Consider the following 15814-nt stretch of genomic DNA (forward strand, 5'->3'; position numbering starts at 1 on the left):
ACAAGGCATGAATTTTGCAATGTCGAATCACCGAATCGATGTATCAAAAAAATATGCCGCCGAAATCGGTGCGCCATGCTCGTCCGGCATGCCCCATGGGCGGCCGGAGGCGAACGGCCGGTCCTTGCGTCGTGCGCCGAGGTCCGGGTCACGTCAGGTGGCGTAGGGCGGCGCCGATGGCCGCCACGCCCGCCGCGATGTCGGCCGGCGTGCTGACCGCGTAGCCCAGGACGAGCCCGGGGCGGGAGGGGCACTGGCGGTGCCACGACAGCGGCTGGACCTTCACCCCGCGGGCGAGCGCGGCCGCGGCCAGGTCGGTGTCGGCGAAGTCCGCGTCGAAGGTGACCGTCACGTGCAGACCCGCCGCGGCGCCGTGCACGACGGCCCCCGGGAGGCGGGCCGCTATCGCCTCGACCATCGCGTCCCGGCGGCGGCGGTGGCGCCGCCGCAGGAAACGCAGGTGCCGTTCCATCTCCCCGGATTCCATCAGCCGTGCCAGCACCAGCTGCGGCAGTACGGCGTTGCCGAGGTCGGCGTACCGCTTGGCGTCCACGAGGGCGTCCCGGTATCGGCGGGGCGCGAGGACCCATCCCGTCCGCAGCGCGGGGGCCAGGAGCTTGGACACGCTGCCGGCGTAGCAGACCCGCCCGGGGAGCATCGTCCGCAGGGCCGGGACCGGGGGCCGGTCGTAGCGGTGCTCGGCGTCGTAGTCGTCCTCGATGACCAGCCCGCCGTCGGCGGCCCAGCGCACCAGCTCGCGGCGGCGTCCACCGCCGAGCACGACCCCGGTGGGGAACTGGTGCGCCGGGGTGACCAGTACGGCGGGGGCTCCCGACGCCCGCAGCTCCCCGACGCGGATCCCCTCGTCGTCGACGGGGACCGGCGGGGTGCCCATCCCCCAGTGGCGCAGGTGCAGGCGGGCGCCGAGTGATCCCGGGTCCTCCACCGCGACCCGCCCGATCCCGTCGTCCTGGAGCACCCGCGCGAGCAGCGCGAGGGTCTGGGACGTGCCGGAGACGACGAGCACCTCGTCCGGGTCCGCCCTGATGCCGCGGTTGCGGACCAGCCAGTTGACCACGGCGAGACGCAGCTCCGGGGCCCCGCGCGGGTCACCGTACCCGAGTCCGGTCGCCGGGAGGCGGCCGAGCACCACACGCTCGGCGCGCAGCCATGCCGACCGCGGGAACGCCGCGAGGTCGGGCACGCCCGGTGACAGGTCGATCCGGGCTGGGACCGCGCGCAGCATGTCGAAGACGTCGTCCCCCGGCGGGGCGGCGAACGGCCCACCCGTCACCGGCGCGGCGGGGACGGCGGGCCGCACCGGGAACGCGGACGGAGGAGCGGCCGCCGACGCGGCCACTGACGTGGGCGGCGGCGCGGTCATCGGGGTCGCGACGACGACCGTGCCGGCCCGGCCGCGCCCGGCGACGTGCCCGTCCTCCCTCAGCCGCTGGTACGCCTCGGTGACGACGCCACGCGACACCCCCAGCTCGCCGGCCAGGACCCGGGTGGCCGGCAGCCGGCTGCCCACCGGCAGGCTGCCGTCCGCCATGGCGAGCCGGAGCCGCCGGGCCAGCCAGTCGGCCAGCCCGCCCGCCGGGGCGTCGTCGATGTTCAACTGGAGGAAGTCCGAGCCGGACCTTATGGACCTGTCCTGTGCGTCGTCATTGGACCTTTCCATCGGACCATTGTGGCGGCAGGGTGAACTCGCGAGCCGGGCGGCACCCACCCGGCGGGGACCGGACAACCTCGGAGGCGGACAGTGAGCGTCGCATTCCTGGTGACCGCGCTCATCGTGGTCGCCACCCCCGGCACCGGCGTCGTCTACACGCTGTCGGCCGCCCTGTCCCAGGGGCGCCGCGCGAGCGTCGTCGCCGCGTTCGGCTGCACGCTGGGCGTCGTGCCGCACCTGGTGGCCACGGTCACCGGCCTGGCGGCGCTGCTGCACGCGAGCGCCGTGGCGTTCCAGGCCCTGAAGTACCTGGGGGTCGCCTACCTCCTCTACCTGGCGTGGGTCACGTTCAGGGACGGGGGCGCGGTCGTCGTGAGCGAGGACGCCGTTCCCCGCCCGGCCTCCGGGGTGATCCTCTACGGCGTGCTGGTCAACCTCCTCAACCCGAAGCTGACCATGTTCTTCCTGGCGTTCCTGCCGCAGTTCGTGAACACCGGCGACCCGGGCTCCACGGCCCGGATGCTGGAGCTGAGCGTGGTCTTCATGCTGATCACCTTCGCCGTCTTCACCGTCTACGGGATCTTCGCCGCCTCGGTGCGCGATCAGGTCGTCTCCCGGCCGCGGGTGACGGCGTGGCTGGCGAGGGTCTTCGCCGCCTCCTTCGTCGCGCTCGGCGTCCGGCTCGCCCTCACCGACCGTTGACCCGACCCACGACAGAGGTCCATCCCATGCATCTGCAGCACTCGCCCGAGGTCTGGGCGGAATACCCGGAGCTCGTCGCCGGTGCCCTGTTCGTCACCGGGATCACCGCGGACGTCTCCGCCGAGTCCCGGATCGCGGCGTACACCGCGATCGCCGAGTCCCGGCTCGCGGACGGCCCGGAGACCGGGTTCCCCGAGATACAGGCCTGGCGGCGCGTGTTCTCCCGGATGGGGCTCAAGCCGACCCAGTACCGGTGCGCCTCGGAGGCGCTGCTGCGGCGGTTCAGGAAGGAGGGCGTGCTCCCGCGGATCCACCCCCTGATCGACCTGTGCAACGCGATCTCACTGGCGTTCGCGATCCCGGTGGCGGCGATCGACCTCTCCCGGGTCTCCAAGGGGCTCGACGTACGGCACGCGGACGGCGACGAGGTGTACCAGACCTTCTCCGGGGAGACGGAGCACCCCGACGCGGGCGAGGTGATCTTCACCGACGCCGCGGGACGGGCGCACGCCCGGCGGTGGACCAACCGGCAGAGCGGCTACTCGGCCGTCCGGGACACGACGGCCACCGTACTGATCGTCACGGAGGCGATGCACGACACCGCGTCCGCGGACGTCCCGGAACTGGTGGCCGCGGTCACCGGCGAGCTGGGCCGCGTGTGGGGTTCCACGCCGCAGAGCGCGGTGCTGAGCCGTTCCACCCCCCGCTTCGAGTTCCCGGCTTAATCCCCAACCCAATCCAGGATCAGGTACCCGCGGTGCGGCACCTCCGCGTCGACCAGCACCCGGTCGCCGTCCCGCCGCGCCGTGACCTCCCGCGGCTCGGCGAGCGGTTCCAGCAGGGTGGCGCGGAGTCCGGTCCCGGCGGGGACGCCGGTGACGACGGGCGCGGCGGGGTCGGCCGAGCCGTTGGCGACGGCCAGCCGCCACCGACCGCCCACCCGCGCGTACTGCGGCATCAGGTACGGCCCGCCCGTGACCAGCGGCAACCCGGGCGGCCCAGGCGATCCAGGCGATCCAGGCGATCCACTGTCCACCCCGTCCGGAACCGACGATCGCCCGCCGCCCGGCCGGCCCGGCGTCGCATCACCCGCGACCGACGGTGGACCGTCATCCGGCCCGCCCGGGACCGGCGGTGACCCGCCGAGCCAGCGGACCGCCGCCTGCGCCAGGAGCCGTCCGTCGTCGCACCGGCCCAGCAGTTCCGGCGCGCACGCCGCCATGGTGAGGACGCGCCCGCCGAGGGCGTTGACGTGCGCCACCCGTCCGGCGCCCCAGTGCTCGCCGCGCGGGGTGAGCACGTCCGTCCACACCTCGGCGTCGTCCGCGGCCGTCAGCCGGGCCACCGCCGCCTGCACGTTGACGCTGAGCAGCGCGCCGCCGTCCCGGACGCGCTCCACGGCGTACGGCCGCGGCGACGTCGTCTCGCGGGTGACGACCTCGGCCACCGACACTCCGAGCAGATCGCCGTACCCGCGCTCGGTGAGGATCGCCGCGGCGGCGCCGTCCAGCAGCACCCCGCCACGCAGCAGCTCCGCCGGGTCCGGCACCGCCCAGGCCGTCGCGCCGAACAGCGCGGTGACCGGTGCGACGCCCGCCCGGACCGGGATGCCGTACGGGAGCAGGAACTCCGCGGCCCGCAGCGGGTCCGCCACGAGGCCGCCGAGCGTCCCGTCGCCGTGGACGCGGGCGGCGGTGTCCTCCCACCAGGGGACGCCGACGCCGAAGGTCTCCAACGCGCCGGTGACCGTGGCGTCCAGCGCCGGGCGGGACCGGGTGAGCATCCGCCCGACCCGGGGGTAGCGGCCGGGGTCGCCGGTGACGAACGGGAACACGTCGAGCAGCAGGGCGTCCGCGCCCGACAGGTGGGCGGCCACCATCTCCGACCACGTCTGGGTGTCGGACTTGCTCCACTCGGTGTGGGTCCAGTTCTCCACCTCGGGCGCGACCTCGACGCCCGCGGGGCGCAGCGGCCGTTGCAGTTCCAGCATCGCGATGGAGTAGGCGAGCCGTCGGCCGGGCGCGTCGCCGTACGGGGCGAAGTGCGGGCGGTGCGCCTCCACCAGATCGAAGAGCGCGCTCCACGACCTTCCCTCGGCCGAGGCGACGCCGAGGCCCGAGCTCATCAGCCCGAGCCGCGCGCGGCCGGCGACGGCCCGCCGTACCAGCGCGACGACTTCGAGCTGCGCCTCGCGCCAGGTCCGCTGGAGCAGTGCCCGCCACGGGTGCGGCTCGCCGGGCGCGGTGATCGCGGCGACGAGTTCCTCGCGGGTGGGCTCCTCCCCGGCGAGGCGGTGGAAACGTGCCAGCATCCCGGGTTCGAACCCGCCGCCCCAGGTCAGCGGCGCGTGGTTGTGGAAGCGGAAGTCGTCCTCCAGCCACATGACGCGGAAGCCGAGCCCGGCGAACCGTCCGTAGTGCGCCGCCAGCCAGTCGCGCCAGATCGGGCAGGCGAGCGACGCGGCGGCCGTGGAGGTCTCGCCCGCGGGTGAGACCAGCGGCGCGAAGCCGAGGTCCTGGATCCGCCCGCGGTCGGCGTGGCCGACGGTGACCCAGGGGTTGAGGCTGACCTGGACGCCGCGGGCGGACAGGGCGTCCCGGGCCGCGCGGACCGTCTCGAACCACAGGTCCTCGCCGTCGCCGGCCGGGTGTCCGGCGTGGAGTTCCTCGGCACCGGTCATCAGCACGACCTCCTCCACCCCGTGTGCGGCGCAGAAGTCCGCAAGCGGGCCGGGGGCGCGTCCGGGGAGGACCTGGTAGCGCAGGTGGTAACGGGTCATCGCCGGCCGCGCTCGAAGCAGGCGGCCGGCTCCGCGTCCAAACACAGGTGGCGGCGGGTCATCGCCGGCCCCGCTCGAAGCAGACGGCCGGCTCCGCGTCCAGACGCGGGTGGCGGCGGGTCATCGCTGGCCCCGCTCGAAGTAGGCGGCCAGCTCCGGATCCAGCGGCGGCACGTCGTACGGCGTGCCGCCGTCGCGCAGCGACATCGTGGCCATGTATCCGGCGGCGACGCTCATCCGGGCCGACACGGGCGAGGTGTCGGTGGCACCGCCCTCGCGTACGAAACGGTTGAACTCCGCGATGATCCCGGTGTCGGCGCCGCCGTGCGAGCCGACCGCCGCGGGCACCCGGTAGGCGATGTCGCAGTCGTCGCGGTAGCCGCTCGGCCCGGTGTTCCAGACCTTGACCGTGTCACCGGGGCCGTCGCCGAAGTTCTCCAGCCGCCCCTCGGTGCCGATGACGGTGTAGTTGCGCACGTAGTCGGGGCTGAAGTGGCACTGCTGGTAGGCGGCGATGACGCCGTTGTCCAGGCGCATGTTCATCACCGAGACGTCTTCGACGTCCACGACGTGGTTCAGGTCGCCGCGCCGGGTGGGCGGCCACTCGAACTCCTTGAGCCAGTTCTCCGGCCGGGGGGTGTCGGGCGCGCGGCGCGGCAGGTCGCCGTAGAGCATCAGGTCGCCGAAGGCGTTGACGCGCGTGGTGTAGCCGCCGGCCAGCCAGTGGACGACGTCGAGGTCGTGGGCGGCCTTCTGCAGGAGCAGGCCCGTGGTGCGGGTGCGGTCGGCGTGCCAGTCCTTGAAGTAGTAGTCGCCGCCGTAGGAGACGAAGTGGCGCACCCAGACGGTCTTCGGCTCGCCGATGACGCCCTTGCGGATGATGTCGCGCATGGTCCGCACCACGCCCATGTGCCGCATGTTGTGCCCCACGTAGAGGCGGGTGCCGCTCTCCTTTGCGGTACGCAGGATGTTGTCGCAGCCCTCCACGGTGATGTGCAGGGGTTTCTCCAGGTATACGGCCTTTCCGGCGCGCAGGCAGTCGATCGCGACGCGCTCGTGGGTGTCGTCGGGGGTCATGACGATGATCGCGTCGAGGTCGGGGCGGTCGAGCAGCTCGCGGTAGTCCTCGGTGAGGATGTCGGCGTCGAACCGCTCGGACTGCCGTTTGAGCACCGCCGGATCGGAGTCGCACAGCGCCGCGACCACCGAGCCGCGGCCCGGCCGGTGGGCCGAGAGCGCCAGGCTGGTCCGCAGGCCGAGGCCGATGACTCCGATGCGCAGGTCTTCCACTTCTCATCCCTTCTCAGGCCGTACGGCCTCTCAGCTCGTACGGCGAAGCGTCCAAGGTCGTACGGCGGGGCGTCAGCCCTTGGCGATGGACGCCTCGTACTCGGCCTTCATCGCGGCGCCGCCGCGGTCCATCCACTTCTTCACGAAGCCCTGCCACTCGGAGAGCGATTTGCGGCCGGTGACGACGTCGACCACCATGTCCGAGCCCATGGTGGACAGCTCGCCGCCCTTGGTGGTGAAGGTGTCGGAGAAGTGGCCGGTGGTGACGCGCTCCTGGAGTATGGGCGCGACCTTCGTCTCGAAGTCGTGGATGAGCCGGGTCCCCTCGGGCTTGCCGGGCAGATAGATCGCGGAGGGCGAGCCGATGACGAACGAGATCGGCTGCTGGGTGGCCGGGACCTCGGCGGCGCCCCGGTCGGTGAAGGTCAGCTCGCCGTCCTTCCGGGTGAAGTGGACGCCCTCGACGCCGTAGTTGACGAGCTGGTTCTCCTCCGTGCCGAACGGCGCGGCCATGAAGTTCAGCACGTTGAGGAGCATCTCGACCCGCTTGGGGTCGGCCTTCTTGCTGATGGCGGTGAAGCCCACCGAGCCGAGGCCCGCGTTGTAGACGGGCTTGGCGTCCGGGGTGGCGGCGAAGGGGACGATGGCCCCCAGCTCGTACTTCTGCGTCCGCGCGTCGTTGTAGAAGCCGGGGAAGGACTCGACGTAGGCGCCGAGCTGGCCGTTGGCCACCTTCTCCTTGGTGGTGGCGAGCGTGGCGTCGGGCCAGAAGAGGCCGGCCTTGAAGCATTTGACGGCGAACTCCAGGGCGGCCTGGTATTCGGGCGTCTCGTACTGGTGGACCAGCTTGCCCCCCGTCAGCCGCCAGGTGTTCGGCGCGCCGTACCACTGGCTGAACATGTGGACGTGGTTGACGTAGGCGGGTTCGAGCACGTACCTGTTGCGCTTGGCGTCCAGGAGTTGGACGGACTTCTGGAAGAAGTCGTCGGCGCCCGTGAAGCCGATGCCGCCGACCGGCCGCCAGAAGTCCTGGTTGACCAGGTAGACCTGGCCGAAGCGGCTGTAGGAGACGGCCACACCGAAGATCTTGCCATTGGTGACGGCCGACTTCCAGGCGACGTCGCCCAGATTCGCCAGGTTCGGGTACTTCTTGATCGCGTCACCGGCGAGGTGCGGGGTGAGGTCGTGGAACTTCGCCTCCAGCAGCTCGGGTACGCGCTGCAGGCCCTGGTTCGGCGGGAACCACACCAGGTCGGGCAGGTCGTCGCTGGCGATGATGGCGTTGAACTTGTCGGGGTAGCCTTCGCCGACCACGATGTTCATGTCCCATTGAGCGTTGAGGCGCTTGCCCAGTTCCTGCAGGTAGGCGCTCTTGTCGGCGCCGGGCGGCGCCACGTCCCAGGTCTGGGTGAGGGCGGTGATCCGGCTGCCGTCGCCGGGCGGCGCCGGGACCGACCTGACGAGCTGCTCGGGGTACTTCAGGTACGACGGGTCCTGGCCGGCGTCGATCGGCAGGTCGGGGGTGGGGATCTTCGCGGGGGTGTAGGTGGGGAGCCGGAGCTTCCTGGACAGGTCGGCGCCGCCCTTCCCGGCTCCGGCGGCGCCGCCGCCCTCGCCTCCGCAGGCGGCGAGCCCGGCGGCCGTGGCGCCGGCGAGCGCGAGTCCGAGGAAACCGCGGCGGGACATGCTCATGGACATGGGTCTCTCCTGGGGGGTGGTTCTCAGCCCTTGATGGCGCCGGTGAGGACGCCCTTGGTGAAGTACTTCTGGAGGAAGGGGTAGGCGAGGAGGATCGGCACCAGGGCGATGACGAGCACGGCCATCTGGACCGAGGCCGTGGGCAGGTCGCGGACGATCGCCACGTCGGTGCCCTGTGCGGCTCCGCCGCGGAAGATGTACTGGCGCAGGACGAGCTGGATCGGGTGCTTGTCGTGGTCGTCGATGTAGAGGAGCGCGCTGAACCAGCTGTTCCAGTAGCCGACGGCGTAGAAGAGGCCGACCACCGCGATCACCGCCTTGGACAGCGGGATCGCGATCCGCCACATCATCCGCCACTCGCCGGCGCCGTCCATGCGTGCCGCCTCGAACAGCTCGTCGGGCAGCCCCTGGAAGAAGGCGCGGACCACGACCACGTTGAAGGCGTTCACCAGGACCGGCACGATCACCGACTGGTAGGTGTTCAGCATGCCCAGTTCTTTGACCATCAGGTAGGTCGGGATCATGCCGGGGGTGAACAGGAAGGTGGCCAGCACCATCATGAGGATCGGCTTGCCGCCGAGCATGCCCCGGCGCGACAGCGCGTAGCCGAGGAAGACCGTGCACAGCAGGCTCAGCGCGGTGCCGCAGAGGGTGATGCCGACGCTGGTCAGCACGGCCCGGGTCACCGCTCCGCCGGACAGGATCAGCCGGTACGCCTCCAGCGTCGGGTGGGCGGGGAGAAGCACGTAGCCGCCGCCGTTGGCGACGCTCTCCGCGCGCCCGGTGAGGCTGGTGCCCACGGCCAGACCGAACGGGTACAGCACGGCCAGCACGATCGCGGTCAGCGCGGCGGTCTTCAGCGCGCGGCCCGCGACGGTCGGGCGTTCCATCCACGGCGGCCTCATCGGTAGATCCCCTGCTCTCCGAAGCGGTGGGCGAGCTTGTTCGCGGCGTAGATCAGGGCGGCGCCGATGAGGCCCTTCATCAGGCCGGCGGCGGTGCTCATCCCCCAGTCGCCGTTGATGACACCGTGGTAGTAGATGTAGGTGTCGATCACCTCGGACGCCTCGGCGCCGACGGCGTCACGCTGGAGCACCATCTGCTCGAAGCCGACCGACAGGATGTCGCCCAGCCGCAGGATCAGCAGCATGATGATCACGGGCCGGATGCCGGGCAGCGTCACGTGCCACAGCCGGCGCTTCCAGTCGGCCCCGTCGATCGCGGCGGCCTCGTACTGGCTCACGTCGATCGCGGTGATGGCGGCCAGGAAGATGATGGTCCCCCAGCCGGTGTCCTTCCAGATCACCTGCGCGGTGGCCATGAGCTTGAACAGTCCCGGGTCGGCCATCAGGTTGCCGATGGTGACGTCGTGCGCGGCCAGGAACGTGGTGATCGTGCCGGCGCCGCCGATGACCTGCTGGAACATCGCGACCACGACCACCCACGACAGGAAGTGCGGAAGGTAGACGACGGTCTGGACGAGGCGCTTGACCCGGTTGCCGACCAGGGAGTTCAGCAGCAGCGCCAAGGCGATCGGGGCGGGGAAGTAGAGCAGGAGCTGGAGCGCGGTGATCTGCAGGGTGTTGCCCACGGCGGTCCAGAACTCCGGCTCCTCCAGGAGCATCACGAAGTTCTCCAGCCCCACCCACGGGCTTCCCTCGATCCCCAGGAACGGCGCGTAGTCCTTGAACGCGATCACGTTCCCCAGCAGGGGGACGTAGAAGAAGACGACGAAGTACAGCACGCCCGGCAGGCACAGGAGCAGCAGCGTCCAGTCGCGTTTCAGCCGATCGCGGAGGGTCCGGCGCTGAGGGCGGGCGCCCACCTGGACCTCCGCCGCGGGGGCCGCCGTGGATACGACCACGTCTCACCTCCAGGTCAGAACGAATTCCCTGGAGGCTAGCGCCCATTTATGCAAACAACTAGAGTAAATAGCGCAGGAACGAGCAATCGATGCGCGGCGGCGATCCGGCCGTGACCCAAGAGTTACGGCGGTCCGGCCGCTCTCAGGCATGCCTGACCTAGGGGAACGGCGTCACGGCCGGATCGCCCCGGCTCCGGATGGAATATTCAAGCGGGGAGCGTAAACAGCAGCCGCTCGGCGTGATCGAGTGCCAGCCGTACGGCGCCCACGGCGATGCACTCGCCGCCGAGCCCGGAGACGACGGCCCGCGGCGGGTACAGGCAGTGCTCGTCCAGCGACTCCTGGATCGGCTCCACCAGCAGGTCGCCCGCGGAGGAGAGGTCACCCCCGATGATCACCATCTCCGGGTCGAGCGGGTTGACCACGGTGAGCAGGCCGGCCGCCAGGGCGCGCCCGAACTCCCTGACCGCCAGGCGGGCCTTCTCGTCGCCCGCGCGCGCCCGGCCGACGGCGAACTCCGCGCTCTGCCGGCCGCCCCGCAGCTCACCGGGCTCCACCGCCATCGAGTAGTCCATCACGTGGCGGAAGGCCGACCAGTTGTCGTTGGGCTGGGAGCCGATCTCACCCGAGGCGGCGTGGGCGCCCCGGTGCACCCGGCCGCCGATGAGCAGGCCCATGCCGATCCGGTCGGCGGCGAAGAGGTAGACCACGTCGTCGCAGCCCCGGGCCGCCCCGCGCCAGTGCTCGGCCGTGACGGCCAGGCGCATGTCGTTCTCGACGACCACCGGCGCCGGGAGCCGAGCGGACAGCTCGGCGTGCAGGTGCAGCCCGGTCCAGCCGGGCAGCACGATGCTCTTGACCACGCGGCCCTCGCCGTCGACCACGCCGGTGGTGCCCACACCCACGGCCGTCAGCTCGGCGACGGCGAGCCCGGCGTCGGCGGCGGCCAACCGGATCAGCTCGGCGACGGCGGACAGCCGGTCGGGCACCGGGGTGTCGACGGGCAGCGGCCGCCTGCGCACCGCCCTGACCTCCCCTCCCAGGTCGCAGACCATGACCTGGAGGTTGGAGCTGTCGATGTGGACGCCGGCCACGTGCCCGGAGGAGGCGCGGAACCGGAAGCGCCGGGCCGGACGGCCGCGCTGGCGGTCGGCGCGCTCGTCCTCGGCGTATTCCTCGACCCAGCCGTCGGCCAGCAGGTCCTCGACGATCCCCTCGGCCGTGGGCCTGGACACGCCGGCGGCGGCGGCCAGCTCCGTCAGGGTGGCGAGCTCCCGGCCGCGCAGGATGCGCAGGATCGCGTCGGAGTTGAGTCTTCTCAGGACGGACGCGTCCCCGCTCACCTGTCTCATACCCTCGATCCTACTTTGACAAGATCCTTGAATAAAACGGAATTCCCCCGGCCCGCTCGGGGGCGCCGGTGTCTGGACCGAGGAAAGCCGCGAGGGGGCGCCGGTGTCTGGACTGAGGAACGCAGGAGCGGAGCGACGGAGTGACGAGGGAAGACACCGGGCAAGAGCCCCCGAGCCGCGACGCGCAGCGTCGCCATGAACCCGCGAGGGGGCGCCGGTGTCTGGACTGAGGAACGCAGGAGCGGAGCGACGGAGTGACGAGGGAAGACACCGGGCAAAAGCCCCCGAGCCGCGACGCGCAGCGTCGCCATGAACCCGCGAGGGGGCGCCGGTGTCTGGACTGAGGAGCGGAGGAGCGGAGCGACGGAGTGACGAGGGAAGACACCGGGCAAAAGCCCCCGAGCCGCGACGCGCAGCGTCGCCATCAACACAGCGTCGCCATCAACACAGCAAGGGCCCTTTGGTCAAAGCTTGCCGGAGATCGCGGAGCCGGCCCGCGGACCGCTCCCGCCGCCACCCGCACCTCCTCCGACCAGCGAGGACACCGCTTCGACCGGGGTTTCCCCCGAGATTACGTGACCACATTCACATGATGAGAGCCGTCTGGAAGACATGACCCGGCTCATTGCGGGGACGGTGATTTCGTGAAGGGATCCGAGCTGCTGGGGCACATCGCACTTCCAGGAGACGCCGCGTCCGTTCCGCAGGCCCGGCGGTACGTCCGTGACCTCCTGGAGGCCGCGGGCCATCCCCGTACGGACGACGCGCTCCTCCTCGTCACCGAGCTGGTGACCAACGCGGTACGGCACTCCGACTCCGGCCGCCAGCCCGACGGGAAGGTCACTCTGATCATCATGAGCCGGGACGGGACGATCCTGATCGACGTGATCGATGAGGGATCGCCGGGCACCGCCCCCGAGCTCAGGACGGACGTCCAGGCCGACTGCGGCGGCGGCCGGGGGCTGTGGCTGGTGCGGGAGCTGTCCACCGCGTGGGGCTGGCGTGACGACCAGGCCGGGCGGGTGGTGTGGTTCCAGATGGCCGAGAACGACCGTGAACCGGCCCACGTGTGACCGGCCGGACCATGCCCGGCCACGGGCGGACCCGTACCTGACCGCCCCGACCGCCCCGACCGCGCCGGATGCGGACCGGCCCGCGTGACCGCCACCGGCCCGCGCGCGACCGCCCTGACCGCCCTGACCGCCCCCGGAGGCCGCCCGGTGGACGGGGCGCGGAAGAATGTCCCTCCATGGAAGAAGCCCGCATCGCGATAGCACCGCCGTCCGATTCGGAGGCGGAAGGGGCAGGTGACCGCGCCAACTCCCCCGCCCTCGACCACCTGCGCGCCCGGGTCGCCGAGGCCGTGACCGCCGGAGGCGGTTCCAACGTCCCGCCCGCCGAGGCCAACGGGCTCGTGTGGCTGGTGCCGGGCGACCCGGACGGGCTGGCGCGGATGCTGGACGACCATCCCGGGATCGGGTGGGTGCAGTTCCCCTGGGCGGGCGTGGAGAAGTTCGCCGAGGCCGGGATCCTCCGCCGGCCGCAGACCTTCACCTGCGCCAAGGGGTCGTTCGCCGGGCAGGTCGCCGAGCACGCGCTGTTGCTGACGCTGGCCTGCCTGCGCAGCGTCGTACGGCAGGCCCGCACGCCCCGCTGGTGCTCGGCGGACCCGCGTTCCCTGCACGGCCGCCGGGTGACGATCCTCGGCGGCGGGGGCATCGCCACGGAGCTGGTCCGCCTGCTCGCGCCGTTCGGCTGCCGCGTCCGGGTGCTCCGCCGCCGGCCGGACAAGGTCGAGGGCGCCGAGGAGACGCTGCCGTCCTCGGCCCTGCACGACGTGCTCGGCGACACCGACGTCCTGGTGCTCGCCCTGGCCCTGACACCCGAGACGCGGTACGTCGTCGACGCCGCCGAGCTGGCGCTGCTGCCGCGGCACGCCGTCGTGGTCAACGTCGCCCGGGGCGAGCACATCCGGACCGGCGCGCTGGTCGAGGCCCTCCGCTCCGGGACGATCTCCGCCGCCGGGCTGGACGTGACGGACCCCGAGCCGCTGCCCGAGGGGCATCCGCTGTGGGACGACCCCCGGGTGCTCATCACCTCGCACAGCGCCGACTCCGCCGACTACACCACCCGGGTGCTCAGCGAGCGGGTCGAGCGCAACGTGCGCAACCTGCTGGCCGGTCGGCCTCTGGAAGGCATGATCGATCCCGACGCGGGCTACTGACCCCGCGCCGGGCGCACGGCGGGGTCTCCCGGACCGCGTCTTCGGCCGCACGGCGGGGTCTCCGGGACCGCGTCTTCGGTCGCGAAGGGGCGGCCCCGGCACCCGGTGGCGGTATCCGCTCGGCTCGCGGTACTCTCCCAGCCTCTGTTTGATCTTGGGCGCCGTGAGGCCGAGCGCGCCGCTCCGCTCATGGAAGGCTCTCACGGAAGGCACGGTGTCACAGTGGACGGACAGAACGGCCACGGCGTCGGCGACGTCCGCGCCGCGGTCGCCGCGCACCTGCCCAGCCACCGCGCCGGCACGGTCGTGCGGAGCGGCGCGGGGCAGGACAACGTCGCCTACGAGGTGGACGGTGAGCTGATCGTCCGCTTCAGCCTTCAGGACGACCCCGCCGAACGGGCCGCGCTGGTGGAACATGAGTCCCGCCTGCTCACCGCCGTCGCGGAGATATCACCGCTGCCCGTCCCCGAGCCGATGTTCGCCGATCCTGGCCGAGGCTGCCTGGCCTATGCCAAGCTGCCGGGCCGGCCCCTGCTGCACCTGCCCGGCCCGGCGCGGGAGGCGTACGGCCCGTCGGTCGCCGCGGTGCTCGGCGGGCTGCTCACCGCGCTGCACGCCGTACCGGCCGAGCGGCTGGCGGACCTGGTGGAGCGGGACGACTTCCCGCCGGAGGAGTGGCTGCGAGAGGCCGTGGAGATCTACGAGGCGGTCTCCGGGCAGGTGCCGGCGGCGCACCGCCGTGCCGTGGAGGCGTTCCTGGCCGCGCCGCCGCCGCCGACGGGTGGGTGGGAGCCGGTGTTCTCCCACAACGACCTGGGCGTCGAGCACGTCCTCGTCGACCCCGACACCGGGCGGGTGACCGGCGTCATCGACTGGGGTGACGCGGCGATCACCGATCCGGCCTACGACTTCGGCCTGCTGTACCGCGACCTCGGCCCCTCCGCCCTCGACGCGGCAATCGGCCGCTACCACGGCGGTGCCGAGCCCGCGTCCCTGCGCGAGCGGGCCGTCTTCTACGCCAGGTGCGGCGCCCTGGAGGATCTGGCCTACGGCCTGGAGCCCGGACAGAAGGTGTACGCCGACAAGAGCATCGCCGCGATGACGTGGCTCTTCCCGGTTTAGGACGTGGCTCTTCCCGCGTTCAGCCGTGGTCGCCGGTCCGGTTCATGACCCGGCGCGGTTCACAGCTCGGCGCGGTTCACGGCCCGGTGACGGATACGGCCCGGCGCGGTTCACGGCCCGGTGGTATTCACGATCCGGCATGGTTCACGGCCCGGTGACGGGTGCGGCGCCGGTCGCGGCGTCGACCAGCTCCCGGTAGACGAGCGGGTCGGTGACGCAGGCGCCGAGCCGTACGGTCTTGTTGGTGCCGTGGTAGTCGCTGGAGCCGGTGACCCGCAGACCCAGGTCACGGGCGAGGGCGCGGACGTTCGCCCGATCGGCCTCGACGTGCTCGGTGTGGTCGGCCTCGACGCCCCACAGGCCCGCCTCGGCGAGGCTCGCGATGAGCGCGTCGGGGAGGGCGTGGCCCCGGACCTCCGCCTTCGGGTGCGCCAGCACCGACACCCCGCCGGCCTCGCGCACCAGCCGGACCGCGGTGAACACGTCGATGTCGTCCTTGGGCAGGCGGTAGCGGCGGCCCAGCCACTCGGGCCGGAACGCCTCGTCCACGTTCCTGACCAGGCGGCGCCGGACGAGTGCCTGCGCCAGGTGGGGGCGGCCGACCGTGCCGCCCGCCGCGTACCGGCGCACCTCGGGGACGGTCACGTCGATGCCGTCGGCGTTCAGCAGCTCGACGGTCCTCTCGGCCCGGCGCTCCCGGGAGCGGCGCACCCCGGCCAGCTCCGCGGCCAGCGGCTCGTACGCGGGGTCGAACAGATAGGCCAGCAGGTGCAGCCCCATCGTCGGCTCCGTGCCGTACCACCGTCCCGACAGCTCGGCGCCGCGCACCAACGTCAGCCCGGCGGGCAGCGCGGCCGCGGCGGCGTCCCACCCGGCCGTGGTGTCGTGGTCGGTGATCGCCACCACGTCCAGCCCGGCCGCGGCGGCCGCGGCCATCAGCTCCGCCGGGGAGTCGGTGCCGTCGCTGGCGGTGGAGTGGGTGTGCAGGTCGATGCGCATACCGCCAGCTTCCCAGTGATCCGCGGACGATGCGCCATGGGCAATCAATGCGTCCCGGATAAGGGAGAAGACGCGTAGATCGGGCAGTGGACCGGGATGCGGATCGGACACG

General features: G+C 72.1%; 13 protein-coding genes. 5 read left to right on the plus strand and 8 right to left on the minus strand.

Annotated elements, in window-relative coordinates; genetic code table 11:
- Positions 1 to 148: 148 nt before the first annotated feature.
- A complete protein-coding gene (pdxR, locus tag IEZ10_RS16540; protein ID WP_189247389.1) occupies positions 149 to 1681 on the minus strand; it encodes a MocR-like pyridoxine biosynthesis transcription factor PdxR in 1533 nt (510 codons plus the stop codon).
- An 81-nt stretch (positions 1682 to 1762) separates the two neighbouring features.
- Between pdxR and IEZ10_RS16545 the strand changes: the two genes are divergently transcribed.
- Together IEZ10_RS16545 and IEZ10_RS16550 are read left to right on the plus strand one after the other, a co-directional pair.
- Positions 1763 to 2374, plus strand: a complete 612-nt coding sequence (locus IEZ10_RS16545) for a LysE family translocator (RefSeq protein ID WP_189247390.1) — start codon at positions 1763 to 1765, stop codon at positions 2372 to 2374.
- Between the two features lie 26 nt (positions 2375 to 2400).
- Entirely contained in the window at positions 2401 to 3099 is a 699-nt protein-coding gene (locus IEZ10_RS16550; protein ID WP_189247391.1) for a B3/B4 domain-containing protein, read from the plus strand.
- Here IEZ10_RS16550 and IEZ10_RS16555 read toward each other — a convergent pair.
- The 6 genes from IEZ10_RS16555 to IEZ10_RS16580 all read right to left on the minus strand — a co-directional run bounded on the left by IEZ10_RS16555 (position 3096) and on the right by IEZ10_RS16580 (position 11357).
- Positions 3096 to 5153 (minus strand): hypothetical protein, encoded by a 2058-nt coding sequence (locus IEZ10_RS16555; RefSeq protein ID WP_189247392.1) that lies wholly within the window; start codon positions 5151 to 5153, stop codon positions 3096 to 3098. The two genes, IEZ10_RS16550 and IEZ10_RS16555, sit on opposite strands and share 4 nt — an antisense overlap.
- Before the next feature lie 120 nt (positions 5154 to 5273).
- Positions 5274 to 6443 (minus strand): Gfo/Idh/MocA family protein, encoded by a 1170-nt coding sequence (locus IEZ10_RS16560; RefSeq protein ID WP_189247393.1) that lies wholly within the window; start codon positions 6441 to 6443, stop codon positions 5274 to 5276.
- Between the two features lie 72 nt (positions 6444 to 6515).
- Complete coding sequence (locus IEZ10_RS16565; RefSeq protein WP_189247394.1) at positions 6516 to 8141, minus strand: type 2 periplasmic-binding domain-containing protein; 1626 nt, start codon at positions 8139 to 8141, stop codon at positions 6516 to 6518.
- A gap of 23 nt (positions 8142 to 8164) precedes the next feature.
- Positions 8165 to 9031, minus strand: coding sequence for a carbohydrate ABC transporter permease (locus tag IEZ10_RS16570; protein ID WP_189247395.1), 867 nt, complete (start codon positions 9029 to 9031; stop codon positions 8165 to 8167).
- An 11-nt stretch (positions 9032 to 9042) separates the two neighbouring features.
- Positions 9043 to 10005, minus strand: a complete 963-nt coding sequence (locus IEZ10_RS16575; protein ID WP_189247396.1) for an ABC transporter permease — start codon at positions 10003 to 10005, stop codon at positions 9043 to 9045.
- Between the two features lie 206 nt (positions 10006 to 10211).
- Positions 10212 to 11357 (minus strand): ROK family protein, encoded by a 1146-nt coding sequence (locus IEZ10_RS16580; RefSeq protein WP_189247397.1) that lies wholly within the window; start codon positions 11355 to 11357, stop codon positions 10212 to 10214.
- 644 nt (positions 11358 to 12001) lie between these two features.
- On the opposite strand from IEZ10_RS16580, the gene IEZ10_RS16585 reads away from it, so the two are divergent.
- The 3 genes from IEZ10_RS16585 to IEZ10_RS16595 all read left to right on the plus strand — a co-directional run bounded on the left by IEZ10_RS16585 (position 12002) and on the right by IEZ10_RS16595 (position 14703).
- A complete protein-coding gene (locus IEZ10_RS16585; protein WP_189247398.1) occupies positions 12002 to 12430 on the plus strand; it encodes an ATP-binding protein in 429 nt (142 codons plus the stop codon).
- Between the two features lie 176 nt (positions 12431 to 12606).
- Positions 12607 to 13581 (plus strand): D-isomer specific 2-hydroxyacid dehydrogenase family protein, encoded by a 975-nt coding sequence (locus tag IEZ10_RS16590; protein WP_189247399.1) that lies wholly within the window; start codon positions 12607 to 12609, stop codon positions 13579 to 13581.
- Between the two features lie 222 nt (positions 13582 to 13803).
- The gene (locus IEZ10_RS16595; protein WP_229811331.1) at positions 13804 to 14703 is read left to right on the plus strand and encodes a phosphotransferase family protein; all 900 of its coding nucleotides are present in this window, start codon (positions 13804 to 13806) and stop codon (positions 14701 to 14703) included.
- A gap of 144 nt (positions 14704 to 14847) precedes the next feature.
- Here IEZ10_RS16595 and IEZ10_RS16600 read toward each other — a convergent pair whose 3' ends face one another.
- Positions 14848 to 15702, minus strand: coding sequence for a PHP domain-containing protein (locus IEZ10_RS16600; protein ID WP_189247401.1), 855 nt, complete (start codon positions 15700 to 15702; stop codon positions 14848 to 14850).
- Between the last annotated feature and the right edge of the window lie 112 nt (positions 15703 to 15814).

The sequence above is a fragment of the Streptosporangium pseudovulgare genome (assembly GCF_014648055.1).
Lineage (GTDB): Bacteria > Actinomycetota > Actinomycetes > Streptosporangiales > Streptosporangiaceae > Streptosporangium > Streptosporangium pseudovulgare.

Coding starts and splice junctions, on each gene's coding strand:
- pdxR (WP_189247389.1), bottom strand. CDS start 1,681: ATGGAAAGGTCCAATGACGACGCACAGGACAGGTCCATAAGGTCCGGC.
- IEZ10_RS16580 (WP_189247397.1), bottom strand. CDS start 11,357: ATGAGACAGGTGAGCGGGGACGCGTCCGTCCTGAGAAGACTCAACTCC.
- IEZ10_RS16570 (WP_189247395.1), bottom strand. CDS start 9,031: ATGGAACGCCCGACCGTCGCGGGCCGCGCGCTGAAGACCGCCGCGCTG.
- IEZ10_RS16590 (WP_189247399.1), top strand. CDS start 12,607: ATGGAAGAAGCCCGCATCGCGATAGCACCGCCGTCCGATTCGGAGGCG.
- IEZ10_RS16600 (WP_189247401.1), bottom strand. CDS start 15,702: ATGCGCATCGACCTGCACACCCACTCCACCGCCAGCGACGGCACCGAC.
- IEZ10_RS16550 (WP_189247391.1), top strand. CDS start 2,401: ATGCATCTGCAGCACTCGCCCGAGGTCTGGGCGGAATACCCGGAGCTC.
- IEZ10_RS16555 (WP_189247392.1), bottom strand. CDS start 5,153: ATGACCCGTTACCACCTGCGCTACCAGGTCCTCCCCGGACGCGCCCCC.
- IEZ10_RS16565 (WP_189247394.1), bottom strand. CDS start 8,141: ATGTCCATGAGCATGTCCCGCCGCGGTTTCCTCGGACTCGCGCTCGCC.